Origin of the sequence: Chryseobacterium sp. PCH239, assembly GCF_018924625.1 — a bacterium.
In the GTDB taxonomy this organism is placed as follows: domain Bacteria; phylum Bacteroidota; class Bacteroidia; order Flavobacteriales; family Weeksellaceae; genus Chryseobacterium; species Chryseobacterium cucumeris.
This window is the reverse complement of record NZ_CP073027.1, coordinates 23821-48885: the sequence shown is the minus strand read 5'-3', so window position 1 is coordinate 48885 and position 25065 is coordinate 23821. Positions and strand designations below refer to the sequence as shown.

Sequence of the window (25065 nt, the reverse complement as noted above, 5' to 3'; positions counted from 1 at the left end):
TCTAAAGTTTTTATTGATTAAATTTAATAGCCGGGGTTTTGTGCTGACAATCCACCTGCTTCCATTATAAAGTCTTGTGGAAGTGGGAATAGTTCATGTTTTCCAACGATGAATTTTTTACCACCATCAGCCGCCATGGCTGCCTGGGCTTGTCCGGTTCTTACAAGATCAAACCATCTGTCATGTTCGAAAGCAAGCTCTAATCTTCTTTGTTTCCAGATATCCAATCTTACGTCTGCCTGAGAAGAAGCAGGAGTGTTTCCGATGTTAGCTCTGTTTCTTACCTGATTCAGGAAAGGAATAGCTGCAGATGTTTGTCCGAGCTCATTCATTGCTTCAGCTCTGATTAATAGTACTTCGGCATATCTCAGATAACGAATGTTTACGTCTGTTGAAGCCTGATCTCTATAATTGGAAGAATAAGCTTTATAATTATAGAATTTATTTTCTGTATTTGGACCTACATAATATCCATCATATAAAGTCATATCTCTATGGATAATCGTAGCATCTCTTCTGGAATCTGTTGCAGAGTAGGCGTCATATAATCCTTGGGTAGGCGTTGCAAATCCCCAGCCCCAGCCTGTAGTACCTCTTGCTCCCTGAACCTGGCTGTACTGCTGGATTGCTCTTCCTGCTGTTCCTCCACTACCATTAATTTCGAAGATAGATTCAGCATTATTTTCTCCGGAAACTTTATAAATATCCTGGAAATTAGTTGTCAATGAATAACCTGTCACCAAATTAGTCTCATCTACTGCCAACTGCCATTTCTTCTGATATAAATACACCTTAGCTAAAAGTGCATGGGCAGCACCTTTTGTAGCTCTTTGTCCCCCCGTTCCAGAAGGCAAAACTGCTGCTGCATCTTTAAGGTCTTTTTCTATAAATGCATAAATCTCTTCTTTGCTTTTTCTGGTTAGTGTCATTTGCTTGTCGGCTTCAACTCCTGTAACGGGAACATGATCTACTAACGGAACACCTCCAAAAGATCTAACTAAAGTAAAGTACATAAATGCTCTCAAAAACTTTGCCTCTCCCGCTAATCTCTCACGTAATTGCGGGTCTACTTTATCCAACTGAGGAAGATATTTCAACGCCTGATTACATCTATTAATACCTTGATAATTAGAAGCAAACAATTCTTTAAATGACGGTGTTGATGCTGTAAATGTCAAAGCATCTAAAATATCTTTATCTGAACCTGAATCACTTGCACTTGAACCTTTATCCGCATCATCAGAGACAATTGATGTAACCCCGATCCATGCAAATGTACTCATATTCCAGTCTAAAAACTTAGCATAAATAGCTGTAACTAAACTATTGGCTCCTGCATCATTATTGTATATTTCACCCAATGCGCTCTCAGGAATTGCTTCCGTAGGTGACACGTCGATAAAGTCATTACTACAACTTTGGTTAACAGCTCCTAAAATCAAAAATGCCGCTGCTATGATATATTTTTTGTTCATTTTTTTAAAAATTTAGGTTAACACCAAATACAAAAGATCTTAATGTAGGGTAAGCATCTAATTCTACCCCCGCACGTTTGTAAGGATCTCCTTCTGCAGTAGGATCCGCAGGATTATATCCTGATAATTCTGAGGAATATCCTGAGTATTTCTGGAAAACAAAAGGATTAATTGCACTTACATAAAGCTTAATTGATTTCATATAATCCGTTACATTTTTAAATGTATATCCTACTGAAATATTATTGATTCTGAAATAATCTCCGCTTTCCAAATAGAATGTAGATGCAATTGGAATATTTGCAGGATTTACAGGATTTGCTGCATTAGTGTTTGTAGGAGTCCAAAAATCATTCGCTACAGAAGCTTCGACATTTTCTCCACCATTCCTTTGTGCTTTTTTACCGTTATACACTTTGAATCCGAAAGCTCCATAACCACTTAGGGCAAAATCCCAATTTTTATAGGACATTGAAACATTAACACCTAATGTTGACTTTGGTATGTAAGAGTCAAAGAATCTTCTGTCTCCAGGATCTGCACTTCCTGTAATTCCGTTACCATTCAAGTCTTTAAACTTCAGGTTACCATTTGCATCATAACCATCAGCTTCCCATAAATAGAAACTTCCTAATGCATAACCAACTGCATTAGCGTTAAAAAGTTTTGTATCTTGTCCGTTTCCAAGATTTCCTCCAACAATTTGAGAAACAGGCTTAGAAAGATTAATGCTGGCAAGTTTGTTCTTATTGTAAGAATAATTGGCACCAATTGAATAGGTAAAATCCTCGCCTACTTTATCAGCCCAGTTTAGGCTTACCTCAGCACCTTTATTAACAACACTTCCCATATGAGAATAATTCAAATCAGAAATTCCAGTTGCCATATATGGAACAACTCCCAAAATAAGATTTTTGGTTTTTCTGTTATAAATATCAAACGTACCTGTCAATCTTTTATTCAGGATTCCAAAATCTAATCCTAAAGAGGATTCTTCTGTAACTTCCCATCCTAATTCCGGATCGTAACCTTTATTAACAGTAACTCCATTGCTTACTGGTGAACTTCCAAACGCATAATTATAAGTTGCTCCCATTGAAAGTGGTAGATAATTCAAAGGAACATTCTGGTTTCCGATTTTACCCCATCCACCTCTAAGCTTCAAAAGGTCAAAGAAACCATCTTTCATGAAGTTTTCTTCGGAAATAATCCAACCTGCACCAAATGATGGGAATGTACCCCACTTATTACCAGCAGCAAACTGAGAAGAACCGTCTCTTCTGATCGTTCCACTTAATAAGTAACGATTCATAAATTTATATTGGAATCTTCCGAAATAGGAAATTGTAGTATTTCTGTTTCCTTTTATTGATTCAAGAGCTTTTGTATCACTATCACTATACAGGTTACCATAGTAATCAACTCCGCTAAGATTCCAGTAATCTTTTGCAATAGGAACATCTTTCCTGTTAATAATTAAAGTCTCAAGCCCATTCTTTACTGAAGCTTCTGTACCTACAACAACTTCAATATCATGGTTTTCAATTTTCTTTGTATAGGTTAAATAATTATTAAGTAACCAGTTGAAATAGTTCTGACTTTTATTGGTTAACCTTGTTAATGGTGACGTAGCTGAGTATTGGTTTTCCGTTCTCATAGGATCACTATCTAACCAGAAAGATTTTGAATTTACGAAATTATAGTATTTATAGTTACCATATTCTCCACTAAATTGAGAGGTAAATTTTAAATCTTTGTAGATATCTATATCCAATTTTAATCCACCTTGTAATAAGAAATTTCTACCTCTTTGATTGTCATAAGCAAGCTGCATCACCGGGTTGCCTACGTTATTAAATCGTCCTCCTTCATAATCGATATTCCCGTTGGTCTTATTATAAATAGGCTGACCATATTTTCCATTCGGATAATATACAGGGACTAATGGAGATTGTTTATATGCATTTGTAAAAGCACCATACGATTTAGGAGTATCATTAGTAAATGTTGCACTTAAAGTCTGCGCCAATCTGATTCCTTTGGTAATTCTGAACTCGTTATTGGTTCTTACTGTAGTCCTGTTATAATTTGTTCCTTTAAGGATAGACTGCTCATCATAATTACTTAAACTTAAAAAGTACTTTGCAGCTTCTGAAGATCCTGAAATTGATAAGTTATGCTGGTTGTAAATTCCCGTTCTTGTAATTTCTTTAAACCAATCTGTATTATAGGGTTGATTAGGATTCAAATAATTACTTGCTTTACCAGCATTATTATAATTTGCAAATTCAGACCCGTTAGCCATTTTAATGGTTTTTAAAGGAGTTCTAAATCCAACTAATCCATCATAGGAAACGCTTAATTTTCCTCTACCTGACTTTGTCGTAATGATAATTACTCCATTAGCAGCTCTGTTACCATAGATAGCCAATGCTGCAGCATCTTTCAATACATCATAGGTCAGAATATCATTAGAGTTAATATTGTTGATGTTATCAGTAAACATCCCATCAACTACATATAAAGGTGTTCTTCCCCCCAGTACTGTACCAAGTCCTCTGATCATCACTGTCGGAGTAGATCCTGGTGCATCGGAAGCTATTACCTGTACCCCGGCTGCTTTACCCTGAATGGCTTGTGATGCATTCAACACTTTAGTTTTAGTTACTTCTTCCGCACTGATAGAACTAATAGAAGTAGTGTTGTCTACTTTTTTACGGCTACCATATCCAATCATAACGACTTCGTCGATCTTCTGGACTTTAGCAGAATCCTGCGTAACCTGTGCATTCACATTCATCCCGAAGTATAGAACGGCAATGAGACCTGAATACTTTAAATTACTTTGTTTCATATAGTTTCAATTTTATTCAAATAAATCAAATTTGTACCTGTCTCTAAATAGTGGAGTTATTTAAAATCTCAAAAAAAGACATTAGCCAAAAATATAAAAAATATCCAACACTGTTAAACTATCTTAAATATTTAAAAATTTCCACATTTTATTAAATGAAAAACACTAAAAAATTAAATTTTATAATCCTTTATTTAAAATCAAGATACTTTATTCATCATATCTCTAAATGAAATTTTATTTTTTTTGACACAATATTCACCAAAACATGTACTCAATTTAATATTTTGTTAAATACAGAATAGTAATTACCTTTGGTGCAGTTTTTGACAAAAGCATGTTAGAAATACATAATAAAAGATCAATGAAAAAATATATCATTGCAGCCGCTCTTCTGATCGGGACCGGTGCTGTTATTACCACCAGTGTACAATCCTGCACTTCACTGGCCACATCAGACATGGGGCTTTCTATTATCAAAAGGATTCTGCTCAATGGTATTGATAAAGGAATGGGTATCTACGGGAATAAAGAAGCGTTCCTGCAGAATAATATGGTTGATAAAGCTCTTCCCAAAGAATTGAGAGATATCAATTCTACGCTGGAGAAAATTGCACCCTCACTGGTAGCCAAAGAAAGAGATTATATAGCACAGGCTGCAGCTTATACCGTGAACACCTCGAAACCCATTTTGCAGGATGCAGTCAACAGTCTTAATGCTCAGGATGTAACGCGAATTATGCAGGGAACAACCGCTACACAGATTCTGAAGGAAAAAACATCCCAACAGCTTATTGCTGCCATTGCTCCTAAAGTAGATGAAAAACTAAACGAATATGGCATAGTAAAAACTATCAATACAGCGTTATCAGGCAGTAATTTTCTGGGCAGCCTTTTAGGGGGAAATAACAACACTGTCAATTCAGGAGGACTGAGTAAACTTGCTTCTGAACAGCTGGTAAATGGATTATTCAACATCATCGAAGATTATGAACACCAGAACTCCAAGTCTCTGCTGGGACCATTTGGAAAATAGGAAATTTTTCGTTATATTTATATTATATTAACAATTGCAGATGGATATATTACAAGGAAATCAACACGCAAGCCCTGAAGACTTTTATCAGTCTTTGAGGGAGAAACTGGAGGATCATCATGATTTTCCGGAGGACTATTTATTTAAATTTATTATTCCTACAGACCAGGCAAAACTTACTGAAATTTACAGAGTTTTTGATGGTATTAAATTTACACTGGGAAACCGCGAAAGCAAAAATGGAAAATACACGGCCTGCAATATCAATGCATTTGTTCTGGATGCCAATCAGGTAGTGAATATTTATAAAGAAGTAGCAAAAATAGAAGGCGTTATTCTATTATAAAAACAAAGGCCGTTTCATCATGATGAAGCGGTTTTTTTATTATTAATACATAAAAACAGAATATGATGAATATCCAACTGATCCTGTTTAATATCATTTTAGCAACCTCCGCTACAAACTGTATGCACAAAAATAACAGCGAAAATAATACCCAAAATATCTCTTCTGCAGTTCAGCAACAAAAGATTGAACAGATCCGCTTAACAGAAAGGACAAGAGGATTCAGCAGAGATATTGTTTTCACTCCTTCCTCAAAAGAATCCAATATTAACGAAGAAATCACTACTACTAAAATATCTCCCGCAGAATGGCAGATGGTTTCCAGATTAGCTCAAACTATTGATTTATCCAAGATATCAGATCTTAAAGCTCCTACAGAGGGCAGGCATTCTGACAGAGCAATGATAGCATCCATTATCATTACCGCTGGCGGAAAAGAGTATACTTCCTCAGAATTTGATTCCGGACGTCCTCCAAAAGAACTGGAAGCTTTATATAAGGCGATAAATGGCCCGGTTACTACAAAACCCCATAACATAAAAGATCCGCCCTTTAACAGAACGGATCTTTTTTATTTATTAAGTTTCATCTATTTTTCAATAAAGAACTTTACATTTTCAATAGGTCTTCCCAGCATTGCTACTGAACCTTTTACCAGAATGGGTCTTTGTATTAAAGATGGGTTTTCGGAAAGAATCTTTATCCATTCCTCTTCTGAATAGTTTTTATCTGCATAGTTCTCAACGTAAAGCTTATCGGTTTTACGGATAATATGAAAAACACTCTGATTCAGTTTCTTCAGCACCGTTCTTATTTCAAGAGGACTTAAAGGATCATCAACAATATTAATGATCTCAAAAGGCACTCCGTTTTCGTCAAGATACTCCAGTACAGCATTGGACTTTGAACAGTTTCCGTTATGTAAAACTTTAACTACCATGATACATTATTCAAAAATTAAACTTGGTCTTAACAAATTTAAAAAGATTTACCCTGAGTATATCTTAATGTTCTGATAAAAATATGTTAAAACAATCCGTGAAGTTCAGCTTCAATTTTCTCCAGAATAAATCCGAAATCTTCAGGTTTTTCAACGAAATCAAGATCATCCACTTCTACAATCAGAAGTTTTCCTTCTGTATAGTTGGAGATCCATTTTTCATATTTCTGGTTTAGTTTTGAAAGATATTCAATACTGATGGATGCTTCATACTCACGCCCTCTTTTGTAGATTTTTTTAACCAGGTTAGGAACATCAGATTTCAGATAGATTAAAAGATCCGGAGCAGATACGAAAGACTTCATCAGATCAAATACTGATGAATAATTATTGAAGTCCCTGTCTGAAAGAAGGTTCATATCATTCAGGTTTTCCGCAAAAATATGGGCATCTTCATAGATCGTACGATCCTGAATAATGTTTTTCCCGCTTTCTCTGATCTCCTTTACCTGACGGAATCTGCTCCCCAGGAAATACACCTGCAGTGCGAAACTCCACTTGCTCATGTCTGAATAAAAATCTTCCAGATAAGGATTATGATCTACATCTTCAAATTGTGCATCCCATCCGTAATGCTTGGAAAGCATCGTTGTCAAAGTTGTTTTTCCGGCTCCGATGTTTCCTGTAACTGCAATATGCATAATATTCTTTTTCCTTGTATTTACGAATTAGTTGATAAGTTTTTCGACAGCCTCAGTCTGAACCTGGGAAATATCTTCAATCAATTTCTGTAAAGTATTGTCTGAAGGTTTCTCTGCTGTATTCTCAACTGGTTTTTCTTCCATCTTTTCTACTGGTTTTTCTGTAGATGGCGGAGGAGATTCCGGCTGAGCTTCGAGCTGTTTTTGCTGTTGGGCTTTCTTTACTTTTTCAAGGCTGTAAAGATAGAGTTTGTTCCCTTTGATTGCAAAATAAGAGAGGATGTTTTTATCCACAATTTGTGCTTCCTGATCTTCAAAAATGGTTGTCATCCCTTTTTCAGGGACATATTGTGAAATGAAATTACTGGCAACCACCAGGATCATATCATTCTCTCTTCGAAAACGTTTTCCGTTTTCCAAAGGGGCTTCGAAAAGTTTTTCAAATTTCAGGCTGTAAATCCTGATATGTTTTCTTGTTAAGATATAGACCTTATTTTCATAGACCAGCATATCCATTAAATCTTCAAAACTGATATCAAAAGGATATGAGTTGATGGTGGTATCATTTCTGAAATTATATTGTATCAGACGTTTTGTACTGTCGTCCAAAAGCCACAGCTGCTGCAGATCTTCGGCATAAGCCATTCTGATAAAACCAAATTTCTGTTTAAAATCCAATCTTTGAATCTCATTCATATTCTGGTCTACAAATTTCATTTCCTGGGCATTTTCAGAAAACAAAGGTACATTCAGAGGATTTTGAACGTTCTGAACTTTATAGGGTACAGTAAGCATCATTTTTCCGATCTGTTTTCCTAAAGAATCATATTTGGTAAAACTGAAATCTTTGTTTTTATAGATATAGAGATTTCCGTAGTCATCGGCAAGCATATCTTTAGCTTCCTTTAGTTTCAATGTATCCAAAGGAAGAATATTCTGCGCTGAAGCTATACAGAAAAGAAAAAAAAATAGTATGTTTAAAAACTTCACTCTGTTTTTTTAATGGGGTCAATTTACTGAAAAATAACTTCACTCAAAAGATGGTTTTATTTCAATAGAATCTTCATTGAGGTGAATCAAAATTGAGACCATCTTCTTGATGAAAAAACTGCTCTACAATAGATATAATGAGTTTATTGAAAAGCGGCTTCATAAATTTTCTCCCAGTTTTTACCTGTCACGAGCATATTATCCCCTTTAAAAGCAATTCCGTTTAAGACATGCTCGCTGTCTCCCTTATCATTTTCCTTTGTCAATTGTGTAAAATCAAGTTTACCTATGACTTCTCCGTTTGCAGGATTAATTTTTAGAATGACAGGTTGATGCCAAACATTAGCATAGATAAATCCCTTGTGATATTCAAGCTCGTTGAGCTGATTATAAACGGTAGAATAACCGCCAACTGCAATTGTTTTCACTACTTTTGAAGGATTATTAACATCCAGAAAATAAAGATTCTTTGAACCATCCGTAGCGATCAGGTTTTTCCCATCATAGGTCAGTCCCCAACCTTCTCCAATTACACCAGGCAATGGAAATTCGGATAATTTTTTCAAAGTATTTTTATCATAAATAAAACCGATTTTATTCTGATAGGTCAGTTGATACACCTTATCTTCTACAATCGTACACCCTTCAGAGAAAATATCAGCGGGCTGCTTAGCCATAATTTTGGGAACTGAAGATCCTAGAGTATATTTTATAAGCTGAGAAGATCCCTTCATTCCATCACTTTCATACACTGTATTTCCTTCTACCACAAAACCTTCAATAAAGTTTTTGGGATCATGAGGGTAATCGGCAACTATTTTATAGGAAATATTATGCTCAGGAGTTTTAGTAAATACATTAATCGTAGCATCCTGGTTTAAAGTTTCACCGCGATTAGTTTTAATCACAAAGACTACTTTATTATCACCCAATGTGAAAAATTGAGGATTAATTCTTAAGTCTTTTGTTTCTTTATCCCCAAAGCTGATGGTTATACTTTCCGTATTTTCAGTCACTTCTTTGGGAAGATCAAGTTTATCACCGAAATGATAGCCTTTTTCTTCTTTTGAGTTATTGTAATCCGCCAGAGAATCCAGCATTTTTTCCTTGTTGCTGCAAGAGACAAGGAATAAAGCGGCTGCCAAAGCAATATGGATATTTCGCTTCATGAAGGTATTAATCATTTTCCAAAAGTACTAAAATTTAATCCTCAAAACGAAAATAACGCTCCCAAGGGAACGCTATTTTTATTTTTTATCAATAGAATCAGATTATTTGATCTGAACTTCGTAAATCTTTGGCCAGTTCTTTCCTGTTACCAGCATATTATCTCCTTTGAAGGCAATTCCGTTCAGTACATCATCACTTCCTTTGGTATTCTGTTTTGCAATTTCTGTAAAATCAAAAGTTCCCACTACTTCTCCATTGGTTGGATTAATCTTTAAAATGATCGGCTTCTGCCATACATTGGCATAGATAAATCCATTGTGGTATTCCAGCTCGTTCAACTGATCATATGCCTGAGAACTTCCTGCAACAGCAATATATTTGATCAGTTTTGAAGGATCATTTACATCAAGGAAATATAACAGCTTACTTCCATCAGAAGCAATCAGGCTTTTCCCGTCATATGTTAATCCCCAACCTTCACCCAATACATTAGGATAAGCAAATTCTGAAAGCAGCTTTAATGAACTTTTATCATAAACATATCCTTTTTTGCTTTGCCATGTCAATTGATATACTTTGTCTCCTACGATGGTACTTCCTTCAGAAAAGTCTTCCTGAGCCTGTTTTGTAGAAGCCAGCGGAGTGGTTGTTCCCAGCGTATATTTTAAAATCTGTGAAGATCCGTTCTGCCCGTCACTTTCATAAATGGTATTTCCTTCAATCTGGAAACCCTGTACAAAGTTTTTAGGATCGTGAGGATATTCCGCTACAATCTGATAAGGAATATTTTTTTCAGGATTTTTTGCAAATACATTGATGGTAGCATCCTGATTTAGCACTTCACCTCCTTTTGTTTTAATATTGAATGTAACAGCATTGTCTCCTAATGTGAAAAATTTAGGATCAATTGTTAAATCTGCTGTTTCTTTATCTCCAAAGCTGATTGTTACGCTTTCTGCATTTTCCGTTACCTCTTTCGGAAGCTCAAGCTTATCTCCGAAATGGTATCCCTTCGCCTCCATTGAAGTATTATAAGTGTTTAATGTATTAAGAATTTCTTTATCCTTATTACAAGACGCCAATAATAAAATCGCTGCGAAACCCGCTATTATACTTTTTTTCATTGAATTTCTAAATATTTCTCCAAAAATAGCAAATTTTATTCCGTATTGCCAATATTATCTGCGGGTTCACCAAATTGTAATATGTATCCATTGTTGTCATATATTGCAAACTCTCTCATTCCCCACTCAAAAGTTTCGATTTCATAGCAGACTTTGGCTTTTGTTTTAAGGTCTTCCCAAAGATCATCCACCTGATTTACATTGAAGTAAAATGATCCTGAAAACCCGATGGAAAGATTGTTTTCATGTTCATTAGGCTGGGAGAGCATAATGTATATATCATTTTTTCGAAGAGAAGCCCATTGCCAGTCGTCATTTCTACCCATCAGGGTAAATCCGAGAACATTCATATAAAATGTAATTGTTTCATCCAGATTTTCTGTCCAGAAAACAGGGCGAAGTGCGGTAAACTGTGTCATGATTCCTGCAATTCAAAGGTATTTTTATGGATTTTCATATTCAGAGAAACCCATGTTTCCTGATCAATCCTGGCTTCGCTTTTAACATATGGATCAAAAGCAAAACCTACTTTTTTGTAACATTCTATAGCTCCGGTATTCCAGTCGTACACGTTCAGCTCTGCTGTTTCTTTATCAAAATGATTAAACCCATATTTCAAAAGCTCTTGCATAACCTTCTTTCCATAGCCTTTTCCTCTGTTATTTTCATCCCAGATCAGAATTCTTCCCAGCAGGAATGTCTTCTCTTTTAGAAATATCTGGGCATGCCCGATTGTATTTCCGGTCTGATCTGTAATTTTAAAAAGAGTTCTGTTTTCATCAGATAAGTCCTTTTCCAGCTGTTCTTCTGTGAGAGGGAAACGGTATACAGGCCCGGCAAATTGAAGAAGCATTCTTTCGTCTTTTATCTTTGAAATCAGTTGTGGAGCATCTTCTATCGTAAAAGGGTGTAATGTGATCATGATCTATTTTTCTAAATATTCTTTTAAACTCTGTCCCAAAATCGTGTTCCAGCCTTCTGTAAAGTTTTCTCTTGAAAAGCCTTCTCCTAACTCTTTAAAGTTTTCAATATCTTCATGGGTTAGCTTTACCATAGTTTGTCCGCCTTCAGGCAACAATTCCCAGGTTACGATGGTCTTCAGGGCTGAAAAATCAGGATAGGACCATGTGTGCTTTAATTTTTCATTGGGTATTATTTCTAAAATCTGTGCGTGGTGATGATATTTATTCTCACCTCCCGGTTCATAGAAGTTGAATTCCTTACCTGTTTCCAAAACAAAATCCTGGATATCAAAATACCAGGATTTCATTTCATTTTTATCGGTTAATGCTTTCCAGACTTTTTCAGCCGGAGCATTTATGGTGTACTGAACAGTGATGGATGTACTCATATTATAGGTTTAATATGTTTAAATGTACACATTTTACCTATAATCTTTAACCACAAAAGTCACAAAGTTTTATCTACTAAATTATTAAGTTTAAATTTCTACTCATGAGAAGTACACGTAAGCCTTCAAAATTTCAGAATTTTCCTTTTGTGAACTTTTTATTGCTACAAGTTCATTTTAACTTTTATCCTTTTGTGACTTTTGTGGCTTATTTTGTAATTATCCATGTGAAAAACCTGTGATTTTGGCTTCGTCAAAATCCAGCTGCATTTCAATGGTTCTCATCACGTGATCATCAAATATCTTTTCTCTTTTCATTCTGTGCAATTCATTCCTCTGCGCCTGAATGATCTGTCGGAGGACATCTTTATTTTCATTGATAGCAGTTACATAATCTCCTGTGGAAGCCATACACTGTGCTTTATCCGCCATCAGCATCATTTCATTTTCCAACTTGTGCTTTTGATGACGAACCAGACTGTTGGTTACGGCTAGTTCAGAAAAGTCATTATCAAGTTTGTGCAAAGCTGTTTCCTTCAGTTTGCGCATAAGGATTACTTCCTGTTTTTCTTCCGGTAATTCACTTCCTGCATCCTGAATATTTAATAATTTCAAGATGGGAGCCAACAATAAACCTTGCCCTACCAAGGTAATCAATATGATCACAAAAGTGACAAATAAAATAATATTCCTGTGCGGAAACGCTTCTCCGCTTGGTAAAAAAGCAGGAATTGACAAGGCTGCAGCCAGTGAAACCACTCCTCTCATTGCTGCAAAACTGATGATAAACGGCTCTCTCCAATCCGGTTTGGGAACTTTTAATCTTAATTCTTTAGAGCAGACTCTTGGGAAATACATTAATGCGTAACTATACAAAATTCTTGTTCCGATAATCGCTCCGCCAATCACTACACTGTAGAAAATACCTTCTGAAATGGTATATTCTTTCATTCCTTCCACTACAATCGGAAGTTCCAGACCAATCAGGATAAAGATGATGGTATTCATCAGAAATATCAAAACACTCCAAACATTTCCGGACTGTATTCTGGAAGTATGACTTAAATAGCAATGTGAATTATAGGACATCAGCAGACCTCCGGCAACCACTGCCAATACTCCAGAAAAATGAAAATGTTCTGCTCCCACATACATAATGTAAGGAACGATAAGGGTAATAATGGTATCGATATTGGAATTGGTCGGGATAACTTTTAATAGAGCTCCAAACAGGAAGCCTACTGCCACTCCCACAGCAATTCCACCGATCGCCATCGTGAAGAAATCCTGAACGGCATCTCTCCAGATAAACTGTCCTGAAATAACGGCGGCCAGAGCAAATTTAAATACAATTAAACTGGAGGCATCATTGATCAAACTCTCGCCTTCCAGAATATTGGTGATCTTTTTAGGTATTTTCATATGCTTCAATACCGAAGTAGCTGCAACAGCATCCGGCGGAGAATTTACTCCTCCCAGCAAGAAGCCCATAGCTACAGTAAGCCCTGGAATAATGGAAGATGAAAGATAAGCAACGACTATGGATGTTAAAAACACCAGTCCGAAGGCCATCGAGAAAATCTGTTTTCTCCATTTATGAAAATCCTGCCATGAAGTAAACCATGCGGCCTCAAACAAAATAGGCGGAAGGAAAATCAGAAAGACAAGATCAGGTTCTATTTCAATACGCGGCATGCCCGGCACAAAGCTTATCAGCAATCCTGCAATAACAAGGAAAATAGGATAAGCAACTTTTAATTTCTGGCCGATCATTACCAATATCATCACAGACAGCAGTACTGCAATGGATATTATAACATAGCTGTGAATCATTTTTAAGTAAGTTTTTTTTAAGTTTAAGTGTTATTTTTATGGATATCAAATATTTATTATTACCCAAACCTTATAGGTTTTAGATATATTTGAAGTCTGTCATTAATCTATATCTAAGATAATAAAAGGTTAATCTAAAGCACAATATTATTCTTCGGAGCAATGGCTGGCGGAAGATCGGACTCATCCAGCATATCTCTCATATCGATTTCAATCGTACGGCTGATCTGGGTGATGGGAACGTCATTGGGACTTCCTTCAAAAGGGTTTACCGAAGCCTCTCCTACGCTGTCCAATGTATGGAAACACCAGGTTACCAATAAAGAAAACGGAATATTAAACCATATTGTCAAGCCTTCTACCGATGTTCCTTCACCTAATTTATCAAACTCCTTCAATAATCCGAAAGGCACAAAAACAATGAATAAAAGCAAAAGATACGTTGTAATTGAAGAGAAATTTCTCGGATAGGGAAAGTTTTTAATTCTTTCAGCTTTTCCCTGATTATCGGTAAACTTCACCAATTGCTGGTTGATCTGTGTCCATTGAAAGTCATTGATTTCTCCTTTTTCGTAAGCTTCGGATAAAGCTTTACTCTGGCTGGCTATCAGTTGAGTCGCTCTGTTTTTTTTGCTTAGAATATACTGGAGTTCAGATTCTGAAAGATATTTTTTCAATTCTTCATCCAGTTTGGACTGTCTCTCCGGAATGTCATATTTTTTAGCATATTCATCAAACTGATCTGTTCCCATGTTTTCCCATGCTCGCGGTTCACGAAGCTGAAATCTCAATGCAGTAAGCCATGCATAATGACGAAGGAACATTTCTTTTACTTTACCCGGATCTTTTGAGAGCAATGCATCTCTCAGAATATATCCAAAGCTGCGGCTGTCATTAATAATCGCTCCGTAAATCTGTCTTGCTTCCCAAAGTCTGCTATAGCTGGCATTGTTTTTAAATCCAACGATAAAGGCAACCGCTGTTCCCATAATGGCAATCGGCTGCCATGGAACGGAAAGAAACTTCCAGCCTAAAAAGTACAGGACTGTAGGAATGGCTGATAGTACGACCAAAGCGTAAATACTTCTTCTGGTCCAGATAATGAACTCGCGGGCTCCGAATCTTTTTCCTGAATGCATAAGTGTTTATTTTATAATGTTTATGATGATCTATTTTCAGATAATGGTTTTCCTCACAGCATTCAGTAACAGTTTTATTAGTTCTTAGTGAACGGGATATTATTATAAAAACCAATCTGAATCTGTCCCCGGTTTCTGTTCTCTTGAATCTGATTCATATAACCAGCTTCAATTCTCATATTTTTGTTGATGACATATCCTAAAGCTCCATAGACTCTGTTTCTGTCGAAAACCGGACTATCGAAGTGCAGAAAAATTTCGTTGTATACTGATGCGTAAAGGGTTTTCGGCAGCATCTCTTTTTGAGTAATCGGAATATTGACTCCCAGCATATAACGGAATCTCATTCTGAAATCATCTTCCAGAAAGCGTTCTTCCAAACGATAACGGTGCTGAAGATAGAAACGTCCGAATTTCTGCTTAGTAATATACTGCTGGAAGATTCGGTGTTCAATATTTTCTTTTTTTTCACCGTTTACGTAAGGCTGGCTGAGAATGAAACCGTATCCTAATAAAACATTGTTATTGTTCTCTGTAAGATCATACCCGATTCCTGTACGGATCAGTAACTGTTCCAGGTCTCCAACGGCGTCGAAATTACGGTACTGAATTTCATTGTGCCAGTTCAGTTTCTTGCTGATCTTATTATTTCCAAAATACATATACCATGCTCCAAGATCATTTTTTTGAGCAAATGTCAAAATGGATCCCAAACCTAATACAGTGAATGCCAACTTCGTAAAAACCTTTCTCATGTTTGTCAATTACTATTATCTATCGTTTTTAACAAAATTAATATTTTAAATCAATAATAGCAAACAATATTTTATAAGTTAATGGAAAGAAGTACGGATGCAATGGTCTGCATCCGTTTTTTTGTAAAAGATTATCCTGGAACCTGTTCGGTCAGAACATCACTTTCATTCTGGTCAAAATAAGTACAGGTCATCGCCTGTAGATCCATCGTCCAACCTTTGATTCCGTTTTCGGCACAGTCTTTACAGAAAGTCATATAATCTGTTCCTCCCTGTTGATGAAGTTTCAGTCTTATTTTAAAATTTTCAAGATTTAAAGTATCCGAAACAGCAAGAGGCTCATACTTTTTTCCTGTATGAACAGATTGATTTTCGTGATTGAAGTATTCTGTGTTTCCATCCTGAACGTACGCCTTATAGTGAGAAACCCCTAACGTTTTTATATTCTGAATATATTTAGGAAAATCGGCTCCGCTTTTTACTTTCTGGTGCTCTGCTTTGATGTTTTCAATTGTAAATTTCATTCTTTTGTATTTTCTGTTTTAACTATAGATTATTGTTTTTTCATAAACAATCCATTGTGTCTGTTTATCAAAATAAAAGCTAATTTAATCAGAAAATATAAATTTCAATTAATTTTTAATGAAAACAACTGTATGACTATTTATTCGAACCTATCTTTTAAATAATTCATATCTGCAATTTTACTTTCTATGGCATATACCACTAAGCCTGCAGTATTTTTGGCTCCTGTTTTAAGCAGAAGGCTGTTTCGATGACCTTCAACGGTTCTGGAGCTTATAAAAAGCTGATCCGCAATCTCAGAAGTGTTGTACTGTTTGCAGATGAGTTCCAATACCTCTTTTTCTCTTTTGGAAATATGATTGGCATCAAAAATACTGGAAACCTTTTTCTTAGGTTCTGTAAGGTTTTGATGTAAGGCTTCCATTACCTCGTTATTATAAAAGAAACCTTTGCTGTGTACTTCCCGGATTGCCGTGAGCAATTCTGCAGGGCTTGAGTTTTTTTTAAGAAAGGAGCAGGCCCCGGACTGTATCATATTGACAATAAATGCTTTCGTGTTATAGCTCGTTAAGGCAATAATTTTAATCTGGGGATATTTGATGTGGATCTGTTTGGTAGCTTCTACTCCGTTAATTTCCGGCATATTGAGGTCCATCAGGATTATATCAGGCAGTTTTTCCAGGGTTACAAGCTCATCCAGCAGCTCTTTGCCGTTGCTGAAATCACTTACCAGTTCAATATCTTTTTCTCTCTGTATCAACAATGAAATTCCCTGACGAAAGAGTGCTTCATCGTCTACAATTATGACACGAATTATATCCTTTTCCATTTTATAATGATTTAAAATGTAAATTCTACAGTGATTCCTTTATTGTTTTCACTTTCAATTTTCAGTGTTCCATTGATCAGTTCTACCCGGCTCCTGATATTTCTTAAGCCTAATCCTTCTTTCAAAGTATTTTCATTCAGATCAAATCCTTTCCCATCATCTTTATAGATACAGGTATTTTTTCCGTCTTTTCCCAAAAATTCTATATCAATATGTGTACTTTCTCCGTGTTTTATGGAATTGTTAATGAGCTCCTGAAGTATTCTAAAGATATGTAAATTTTTTTCTTCTTCTGCTTTTGCAAAGTATAAACTGTTGGAATAAGTAACCTGCAGAGTTTTGGACAGGTTAATTTCTGAGCACAATGCATCTATTGCAGCATGGAGTCCAAATTTTTCTAAAATCGGAGGAAGGAGATCATGCGAGATCTGTCTGGCACTTTCTGCTGTTTTGTTGACCAGATGTATAATTTTATTTTTCAGATCGTTGTATTCTTCTCTTGTCAGATTATCAAAATCCAGGAGATGGATATTTAAAGAAACCACACTGAGTTTTGAGCTGATATCGTCATGCAGATCCTGAGCAATGCGCAACCTTTCTTTTTCCTGAGCACTGATGATAGCATGGGTAAGATCTTTCTCATATCTCACCTCCAGTTCTTTTTTCTGAATAAGGTTTCTTGTTATCTTCTTATTCGAAAAATAATAAAATATGATCAGGGTGACGGCCAGTAAGGTAAATGCCAGAAAGGTATAAACGATAGTGGAAATAATTGTATTCTCATTCATTTTGTAAAATCATAACAGTAATTACACATTTTTTTTGCGGGAAGACAGATAATCTATCAGAATAAAAATCTGATACACAATAAACATAACAACATTGAAAACCCAGATCTCTTTATGCAGTTTTCTATTCATCACCGTATAGAGGTTTCCGGACAAAAATATTACAGTACTGCTTATCAGATAAAGTAAAAGTCCCAGGCTTATATAATTGTATTTCTTTTGGGTATCCAGTATATTATATAAATGAAATAATGCCAGAATTATGATTGAATAAGATGTGACAAAAATTTCAAAAAGATTAAAAACATAATACTTTTCGGGGTATATGATATACTGTATAACAAGAACTACGGGAATGATAATTAAAAGTGTACGTGCTGTTTTTTTCTGGTATTTTTCCGTTACAATTTCATGAAAGAATAATCCCAGTAACAAAAACTGGCCTATCAGATAATAATGTGAAAAAAACAGATTATTAATCTTCTGTGAATTCAATACATAGAAAACAATTTCACATAGTAATATCCAGGCCAAATAGCTGATGAAGTATGTATAGGCTTTTCCTCCTCCGGAAAAGCCTATACAGTATACTGCCAGATTAATCAGCAGAATGCCTTTTCCTATTAACGACAATATTTCAATCCAGTGATCCAATGATCTCCAGTTTTCAGATTACAGGTTCCACCATTTTGCAGCAGAACATACGCTTGGACAAGGTGTGGTCATATCATAGACATAATCTCCATTGTCATAGTTTACAATATCATTGTTATCTGCATCTACTCCTACCAGAAGAAATTTAAATTCGCCTTCATCGGTAATGGCATTATAACCCCGATATCTCGCAAATCCTTTGTCGTCAATAAAAATATCATGAACATCCTTTGCCGGAATAAGATGAGCCCGGATAGATGTTCCATCGATAATTTTTGTATTCTGCCAATTGCTGATCCATTTTTTAGCATCATCTAATGAGACTGCATGTTTAGGTAATTCCATAGTTTTTCTCGTTTTAAATTATATAATAGGTTTAGAATAAGTTACTTCAGCTACACATTACAAGTTATGAAAAAAAACTAACCATACTGTGAAATACATTCATTTTAATTAACATAATATTCTTTTTTCAAAATTATAATAATAAAAACCAACGAAATTGCGTATTTCTACCTGTTTTTCAATTCGGTTTTTAATACGTTGTTGTCACTTTGTATTTCTCGGTTACTTTGTGGTATCCTTTACAGAAAAAAACTCATGAGCACATCAACAGTACGGGAAGCTTATGATCTTCTTTAAACATTAAAAAATCTGTATCATGAAAAAAATTATCTTTTTTGGAATCTTTGCTTTCTTAAGCAATATTACAATGACCAGTGCACAGACAACTACTGTGACTTTTGAAACTTCATCTGGCGGCAGCACAAGCTTTACCAGCAACGGATATACTTTCAATATCGTATCACAGGCCGGAACTTTCAGAATTCAGGGCAATTATCCAAACACCGGCTGGAACGGAACAGCTAATGATAATGTCTATATCGACAATACAGGAACAACCAATATCAGCTCTCCCTCTTTCAGTGTTAAAAGCAATTCTGCATTCACGGTGTCAAAGTTTTGGGTATTTTTAAGCAATACTGCTTTAAACCAGTCTACCTCATCAGGAACACTTATTATTACGGGAAAATTAGGGGGAGTTACAAAGTTCACCACCACAAAAACATCCGGATTTAATACTACATTTAATGCAACTACGGGAACGACAGGCATCAACAACGGATTTACCCTGATTGATCTTTCCACCCTAAATAATCAGAATAACAGTAATACTACCATTGATGAAATCCAGCTGCAATCCACCGGAGGATATGTCTATATGTGCCTTGATGCATTTACATGGACAAAAATTTCCACACTGGGAACTTCAGAAAATTCACTCAAAGGCAAAGAGAATATTTATCCGAATCCAACTACCGGTATCTTCTATATGGATGACCTAAGGAAAAACGAAAAAGTTTCATTATACGACCAATCTGGAAAACTGATGAAATCTGCAGCAGCTGAAAAAGATAAAAATCAGTTTGATATAAGTGAACTCCCTGAAGGAATTTACCTCATCACAACAGAATCAGGAAGCTACAAAATTATTAAAAAGAAATAAAGCAATTCCTCATAAAATACTTACAGTCAATCATTAAAAAAACCGACAGCTATCTGTCGGTTTTTGAATATTTTGAACTCCAATATGAATCTTATGGGTGCTGCTGCATTTTAGCGGGATCGTCATAATTTACCATCCAGTTGATTCCGAATTTATCGCTGAACATTCCGAAATAAGCTCCCCAGAAGGTATCAGCCATTGGCATTGTTACCTGTCCGCCTGCAGAAAGACCACTGAATAATTTGTCTGCCTCTTCTTTAGATTCTGCGTTCACAGAAATAGAGAAGTTGTTTCCTGCCTTGAAGTTGGAAGACCACTCTCCTCCTGTATCGCTTCCCATCAAAATCGTTTCTTTAGAGATCGGAAGAGAGACGTGCATGATTTTGTTTTTATCTTCTTCAGGTGTTTCTTTTCCTTCCATTGGCGGCATCTCTCCAAATGTTCCGATGTAAGGATATTCTCCCCCGAAAACAGATTTATAAAAATCGAATGCTTCTCTGCAGTTTCCGTTGAATGTCAGGTAAACGTTTACTGTTGCCATAATTGTTTTGTTTTTTTGAGTTGAGTTTGTTTTATTGAGGTTTTTCAGATAAGGTTTTTAATCTTGAAAGCCCTTTCTGATAATCTTTTCCAACAGCATCCTCCATATTCATAAACAGCTTCATCAAGGTAAACGGATAAGGAATCTCAGAAGTAAATCCCCATGTTGCCTTGCTACCGTTTCCTTCCGGAACTACTGTTACGTAAGCATTTGCTTCACTTTCATAAGGGGTAAGAAATTTGATTGCCGTATCTATTCTTTTACCAGCTTCATCTACTTTTTCCAATTCCTGGCAGCCTTTTCCTGCCTGTTTATTTTTACTGTCCCAGCAAACTTTTTCTCCGTGCTGCCCGGTTGTTCCCGTCCACTCTTTTTTCATACCCGGATCAAGATCATTCCATGGACTCCATTGATCCATTGCTTTAAGGGTATTGGTATTCTGCCATACTTTTTCCACAGGTGCATTAATCGAAATCGATTTTTCATATTGACAGTCACCAGGAATAAAAGCAGCCCAAATCAGCAAAATGATTAGTAATGTGGCTAATAGTAAAAAAATACGTTTAAATGTTCTCATCATCAATGTGTTTTTAATTATTATCTGTGTTGATCTATAAGAATCATATTTCCATCCGGATCTTTCAGATAGATATGTTCCGGCCCGGAGGTGGTTTCATCGGCTTCTCTACCGATTTCTACTCCGTTTTCTTTTAATCTTTTCTGAATTTCACGCACATCATCAAAAGATTCCAGATTCTGTGCATTTTCGTCCCATCCCGGATTGAAGGTAAGCATATTTCCATCAAACATTGCCTGAAAAAGGCCTATCAGTGTAGAACCGTTTTTCATGATCAGATAGTTTTGTGCTTCTGTTCCTGCCATAGTTGTAAACCCAAGCTTCTCGTAAAAGTCTTTTGATTTCTGAAGATCTTTTACGCTTAAGCTAATTGAAAATGCGCCTAGTTTCATAATGTTTGTAAGTTTTTAAAGTAAGCCCCCGAGGTCTGGGGTATTGTTAAGTCGAAGATAATGAGGTTGTTTTACTGATTTTTAAGATGGGTCTTAAATTCAATGGTTCCGTCATAACTTTTCCAATCGCCTGTAAGTTCAATGTGCTGCTCTTCAATTTTCTCTGTTTTTCTATTCCATTTGAAATTGTAAACAAACTTCCCTTTGAAAAGTCCGGAATGTTTTCCTTTATTCTCTTCTGCCAGCTCATATTCTCCGTATACTGTTCCCTGTTTTTTGGAATCTTTATATTTTGAAATGGTAATTTTCCCTTCAAATTTTGCATAACTGGTATCCACAAGAGAATATCCTGAAACGAAATATTCCTGATCATTCTTTTTATTCTGTTCAGAAATATTGATCTTCAGTTTCAGTTCCTGGCCTTTATTTCCAATGGTTCCTATATAAGGTTTACTATTGTTCAGCCATGTATTTGAGATATCCGGCATCTGTCCTAATACAAAATTAGCCGTCAGAATGAGGAGTAATAAAATTTTTTCATAGTGTGTGTGTGTGTTTTAAACGCCAAATTGTGCAAGATGGTGATTCAGATGTTTGGCAAACATATTATTCCACTCCTGGGAATTCAGTTTTCCGAAAGAAAAAGATTCTTTACCATCGAAAGCGTCCGCTCCTAGCTGCTGCGTTTTTTGAATGAACCCTATCAGCCTTGTTTTTTCTTCGTGAAAATTCTTTCTGGTGGTAATCAAAAACTGTGGAGCGGTAGGAGAATCTCTTGGATATGCTTTTTCTCCCACTACTTTAGGTTTTACAAAAGTTTTTAGTATAAATTTTGCAATGGCTCCCGGTTTTTTGTGTTTTTCCGGTTCATAGATCATTTCATAGGTAATACAGCAGTGTGCCAGCATTTGGTCTACTGTCATTTTCCCCCACAAACCGTGAGTATCTTCTACCAATTTGTTGATCCTATCTATATAGTTTTGAGCATCTTTTGCATCAAATACATTTTCCATATAATTTCTATTTTACTATGGACAAATATATCAGTTTTTTTGTTTGATTTTATTGTTGAATGAAAAAATTGAGGGGTGCTTGTTATGAGATACTAGTTACGGGGTACGGGATTCGAGTTCGAAAGTTTTTCGGCTATTTTTCGATTATTTTTTACATATTTTTCCCTGCTCTTTAATTTGTCGGGTATAGATACTGATCATCTGCCAGCCTATATACTACAAAAGTAACCAGCAAACCAGCATCATATCAACCTCTAACTTAAAAACCAGCAACAAATTAACCAAAAACTACTCTATCTCTTCCCGAGAAGTATCCTCAGTTGTAATTTCCTGGGGTGCAGATTTTTTGAAAATAAACCATAGTTTGATCTTTAAAGCAATCCAGCCTATGATCGCATATATTACTAAAAGGATGCTTAAGTGTTTCAGATATGGGAAAGTAAGCTCTACCGAACCTTTTTGAATCAATAAGATCTTGAAAGCCTGTAAAAAGGGAGTCAACGGAATAATATTCGCGATAAACTGTACAAAAGCAGGCATTGCATTTAAAGGCCATGTAAAACCACTGATAATGAAAGCCGGCGAAGCAATGACCATCAGGATTTGTGTCGCCTTCAAAGCATCCGGAATCAGAATACTGATGAATACTCCCAAAAATGAAGCTGATCCCACAAATACCACTGTGAGGAGAATAAAATTGAGTATTCCTTCCGGCATCGGAACATGGAAAATCATGTGCATAAAGTAATAAATACCTACAATAAGAACAGAAAACACCCAGATCGGAATGACTTTAATCAACATGGTCGGGAAGGCCCATTTTTTCATTTTCAAATATTCTTTCACAAAAGATCCTCTTTCGAATTCTGCAGCAAAACTCACTGCCATTGCTAATAAAATAACCTGCTGTAACACTACTGCCAGCATTGCAGGCCACATAAAGATCAGATAGTTTCCGGTTGTATTGAAAAGGGTTATATAATTGGCTTTGAAAGGTTCATATTGTGTTGCAGCTTTTACAGCGGGCATTCCTGCTTTCTGAAGAGCTTTGATGGAAGCTCCCGCAGAAAATGTTCCTATGGTCAACTGAAGTGCTTTGGAAGCAAAATTGGCCGTTAAAACATTTCCTGTATTGATATACACATTCAGTTCGGGATATTTTTTCTGCAGCATATCTCCTTCAAATCTTGAGGGAATAATAACGACAGCAGCTGCCTCATGCCTGATCACCTCATCTTTGATGCTTAAGGGCTCCTGCAGATATCTGATAATTTTGATGCTTTTGTTATCATCCAACATTTCCGTCAGTTGGTTGGATAACGGTGTATTGTCTCTATCAACAACCAAAACAGGTGTATTTTCAACTTTTCCGCTTTTGTAGACAAACCCAAGCAAGGTGGCATAGAAAACCGGTGCCAAAAAGAACACCGTCCTTAAGGTAGAATTGCCGATAAAAAGTTTGAACTCTCGTTTTAAAAGACGGAAAAATTCTTTCATCTGTATATTTTTATAAGTGGAGAACGAAATGAAATTTTATAGAAGCTTCATCTGTTCTTTTCAATTTATTTCAGGATTACATTGGCATTGACTAAAATATTTTTAGCCTTATTCATGTCTTTGGGTTTTACTTTGATCTCGTAGATAGCGTCTTGTAACTGATAGTCCGGGTAAGCCGTAGTGATATCTGCATACTTTGTCAACTGCTTAATGTATACGATATTTCCTGTCAGGTTTTCTTTGTTATAGACTACCTGCATGGTAACCTCCTGCCCTTTTTTGTACTTTGAAATAGCACTTTCAGGAATGGTAAATCTGAAATACGTACTCTCCGGAATATATCCGTTGAACAGAGCAAAACCAGCAGTTGCCAATTCACCCGTATTTAAGCTGATGGTCTCAATTTCCATATCATTGGTGGCAATGATATATCGTTCGGAATAGGCTACATTTGCTTCCTGTAAAGCGCCTTTAGCCTGTGATGCCTGTCCGGCCGCCATTTCTACTTTTTCGAAACGGGTTCCTCTTTTCACATCATCCAATTCTGCCACTACAGCATCATATTGTGCCTTTGCTCCCTGTAATTTTGCATAGATTTCGTCATGGGCCTGTGGAGACATTAAACTATCGCGGAACATATTATTGGCTCTTCTGTATGATTTCTGAGCAAATTCATATTGTTCCTTCAATCCTTTATATTTGGCCTGAAGCTGTCGCATCTGATCGGCTGTCGCTCCGTTTTTTGCCATTTGCTCCTGAGCCGTAGCCGCACTTACTGCTCCTTGCGCCTGTGCAATTTTTGCAGAAACTTCCGGTACATCAAGCTGAGCCAGGGTATCTCCTTTTTTCACAGTCTGACCTTCAGAAACATATATTTTCAGAATCCTTCCGGTAACTTTAGGGGCAAAAGAGATCACATCCTTTTTGGTTTTTCCTTCCGGATCTTTGATTTTCTCGTTTTTTTTGTCACAGCTCCCCAATAAAAACAGAGCAGCGAAGAGTATAGATATATTTTTATGCATCATTTA

At 36.1% G+C, this 25065-nt stretch carries 28 protein-coding genes; 3 read left to right on the top strand and 25 right to left on the bottom strand.

What is annotated here, in order from left to right; genetic code table 11:
• Positions 1–23 precede the first annotated feature (23 nt).
• Complete coding sequence (locus KBP46_RS00275; protein ID WP_216444343.1) at positions 24–1475, bottom strand: RagB/SusD family nutrient uptake outer membrane protein; 1452 nt, start codon at positions 1473–1475, stop codon at positions 24–26.
• Between the two features lie 4 nt (positions 1476–1479).
• Positions 1480–4329 carry a SusC/RagA family TonB-linked outer membrane protein gene (locus KBP46_RS00270; protein WP_216444342.1) on the bottom strand — a complete coding sequence of 950 codons (2850 nt, stop codon included), beginning with the start codon at positions 4327–4329 and terminating at the stop codon, positions 1480–1482.
• Between the two features lie 364 nt (positions 4330–4693).
• On the opposite strand from KBP46_RS00270, the gene KBP46_RS00265 reads away from it, so the two are divergent.
• Both KBP46_RS00265 and KBP46_RS00260 read left to right on the top strand, forming a co-directional pair.
• On the top strand, positions 4694–5365 hold the full coding sequence (locus KBP46_RS00265) for a DUF4197 family protein (RefSeq protein ID WP_047433611.1): 672 nt from the start codon (positions 4694–4696) through the stop codon (positions 5363–5365).
• Positions 5366–5405: 40 nt separating this feature from the next.
• A complete protein-coding gene (locus KBP46_RS00260) occupies positions 5406–5711 on the top strand; it encodes a DUF493 family protein (protein WP_047433612.1) in 306 nt (101 codons plus the stop codon).
• 589 nt (positions 5712–6300) lie between these two features.
• Here the strand turns inward: KBP46_RS00260 and KBP46_RS00255 are convergent.
• The 16 genes from KBP46_RS00255 to KBP46_RS00180 all read right to left on the bottom strand — a co-directional run bounded on the left by KBP46_RS00255 (position 6301) and on the right by KBP46_RS00180 (position 18855).
• On the bottom strand, positions 6301–6651 hold the full coding sequence (locus KBP46_RS00255; RefSeq protein WP_120231643.1) for an arsenate reductase family protein: 351 nt from the start codon (positions 6649–6651) through the stop codon (positions 6301–6303).
• An 86-nt stretch (positions 6652–6737) separates the two neighbouring features.
• Positions 6738–7352: a deoxynucleoside kinase gene (locus tag KBP46_RS00250; RefSeq protein ID WP_002977952.1), complete on the bottom strand. Its 615-nt coding sequence runs from the start codon at positions 7350–7352 to the stop codon at positions 6738–6740.
• A 27-nt stretch (positions 7353–7379) separates the two neighbouring features.
• Positions 7380–8276 (bottom strand): hypothetical protein, encoded by an 897-nt coding sequence (locus KBP46_RS00245; RefSeq protein WP_253297131.1) that lies wholly within the window; start codon positions 8274–8276, stop codon positions 7380–7382.
• 209 nt (positions 8277–8485) lie between these two features.
• Positions 8486–9511, bottom strand: coding sequence for a glutaminyl-peptide cyclotransferase (locus tag KBP46_RS00240; RefSeq protein ID WP_216444341.1), 1026 nt, complete (start codon positions 9509–9511; stop codon positions 8486–8488).
• A gap of 102 nt (positions 9512–9613) precedes the next feature.
• Complete coding sequence (locus KBP46_RS00235) at positions 9614–10636, bottom strand: glutaminyl-peptide cyclotransferase (RefSeq protein WP_120231645.1); 1023 nt, start codon at positions 10634–10636, stop codon at positions 9614–9616.
• A 35-nt stretch (positions 10637–10671) separates the two neighbouring features.
• Positions 10672–11055: a VOC family protein gene (locus tag KBP46_RS00230; protein WP_062671784.1), complete on the bottom strand. Its 384-nt coding sequence runs from the start codon at positions 11053–11055 to the stop codon at positions 10672–10674.
• Positions 11052–11558, bottom strand: a complete 507-nt coding sequence (locus KBP46_RS00225) for a GNAT family N-acetyltransferase (protein ID WP_216444340.1) — start codon at positions 11556–11558, stop codon at positions 11052–11054. The genes KBP46_RS00230 and KBP46_RS00225 overlap by 4 nt, the downstream gene beginning before the upstream one ends.
• A 3-nt stretch (positions 11559–11561) precedes the next feature.
• Positions 11562–11987, bottom strand: a complete 426-nt coding sequence (locus tag KBP46_RS00220; RefSeq protein WP_120231648.1) for an SRPBCC domain-containing protein — start codon at positions 11985–11987, stop codon at positions 11562–11564.
• Positions 11988–12206: 219 nt separating this feature from the next.
• Positions 12207–13820 carry a Na+/H+ antiporter gene (locus KBP46_RS00215; protein WP_216444339.1) on the bottom strand — a complete coding sequence of 538 codons (1614 nt, stop codon included), beginning with the start codon at positions 13818–13820 and terminating at the stop codon, positions 12207–12209.
• A 134-nt stretch (positions 13821–13954) separates the two neighbouring features.
• Complete coding sequence (locus KBP46_RS00210) at positions 13955–14959, bottom strand: bestrophin family protein (RefSeq protein WP_216444338.1); 1005 nt, start codon at positions 14957–14959, stop codon at positions 13955–13957.
• Between the two features lie 77 nt (positions 14960–15036).
• Positions 15037–15714, bottom strand: a complete 678-nt coding sequence (locus tag KBP46_RS00205) for a DUF2490 domain-containing protein (protein WP_120231649.1) — start codon at positions 15712–15714, stop codon at positions 15037–15039.
• Positions 15715–15845: 131 nt separating this feature from the next.
• The gene (locus KBP46_RS00200) at positions 15846–16238 is read right to left on the bottom strand and encodes a DUF1398 domain-containing protein (RefSeq protein WP_216444337.1); all 393 of its coding nucleotides are present in this window, start codon (positions 16236–16238) and stop codon (positions 15846–15848) included.
• A gap of 140 nt (positions 16239–16378) precedes the next feature.
• Positions 16379–17068 carry a response regulator transcription factor gene (locus tag KBP46_RS00195; protein WP_062671771.1) on the bottom strand — a complete coding sequence of 230 codons (690 nt, stop codon included), beginning with the start codon at positions 17066–17068 and terminating at the stop codon, positions 16379–16381.
• An 11-nt stretch (positions 17069–17079) separates the two neighbouring features.
• Positions 17080–17856 (bottom strand): sensor histidine kinase, encoded by a 777-nt coding sequence (locus KBP46_RS00190; protein WP_062671769.1) that lies wholly within the window; start codon positions 17854–17856, stop codon positions 17080–17082.
• A gap of 21 nt (positions 17857–17877) precedes the next feature.
• Positions 17878–18510: a hypothetical protein gene (locus tag KBP46_RS00185; RefSeq protein WP_062671767.1), complete on the bottom strand. Its 633-nt coding sequence runs from the start codon at positions 18508–18510 to the stop codon at positions 17878–17880.
• Positions 18511–18528: 18 nt separating this feature from the next.
• Complete coding sequence (locus KBP46_RS00180; RefSeq protein ID WP_062671765.1) at positions 18529–18855, bottom strand: hypothetical protein; 327 nt, start codon at positions 18853–18855, stop codon at positions 18529–18531.
• Positions 18856–19171: 316 nt separating this feature from the next.
• On the opposite strand from KBP46_RS00180, the gene KBP46_RS00175 reads away from it, so the two are divergent.
• Entirely contained in the window at positions 19172–20017 is an 846-nt protein-coding gene (locus tag KBP46_RS00175) for a T9SS type A sorting domain-containing protein (protein ID WP_123277775.1), read from the top strand.
• A 91-nt stretch (positions 20018–20108) separates the two neighbouring features.
• Here the strand turns inward: KBP46_RS00175 and KBP46_RS00170 are convergent, their stop codons facing one another.
• From KBP46_RS00170 to KBP46_RS00140, 7 genes are all read right to left on the bottom strand, one after another.
• The gene (locus KBP46_RS00170) at positions 20109–20558 is read right to left on the bottom strand and encodes a VOC family protein (protein ID WP_062671761.1); all 450 of its coding nucleotides are present in this window, start codon (positions 20556–20558) and stop codon (positions 20109–20111) included.
• Positions 20559–20589: 31 nt separating this feature from the next.
• Positions 20590–21138, bottom strand: coding sequence for an SRPBCC family protein (locus tag KBP46_RS00165; RefSeq protein WP_228432203.1), 549 nt, complete (start codon positions 21136–21138; stop codon positions 20590–20592).
• A 17-nt stretch (positions 21139–21155) separates the two neighbouring features.
• Entirely contained in the window at positions 21156–21527 is a 372-nt protein-coding gene (locus KBP46_RS00160) for a VOC family protein (RefSeq protein WP_120231655.1), read from the bottom strand.
• Positions 21528–21598: 71 nt separating this feature from the next.
• Positions 21599–22015, bottom strand: coding sequence for a hypothetical protein (locus tag KBP46_RS00155; RefSeq protein ID WP_216444336.1), 417 nt, complete (start codon positions 22013–22015; stop codon positions 21599–21601).
• Positions 22016–22084: 69 nt separating this feature from the next.
• Positions 22085–22540, bottom strand: coding sequence for a DUF1569 domain-containing protein (locus KBP46_RS00150; protein ID WP_062671753.1), 456 nt, complete (start codon positions 22538–22540; stop codon positions 22085–22087).
• A gap of 288 nt (positions 22541–22828) precedes the next feature.
• The gene (locus tag KBP46_RS00145; RefSeq protein ID WP_216444335.1) at positions 22829–24037 is read right to left on the bottom strand and encodes an ABC transporter permease; all 1209 of its coding nucleotides are present in this window, start codon (positions 24035–24037) and stop codon (positions 22829–22831) included.
• 65 nt (positions 24038–24102) lie between these two features.
• Entirely contained in the window at positions 24103–25059 is a 957-nt protein-coding gene (locus KBP46_RS00140) for an HlyD family secretion protein (protein ID WP_120231658.1), read from the bottom strand.
• Between the last annotated feature and the right edge of the window lie 6 nt (positions 25060–25065).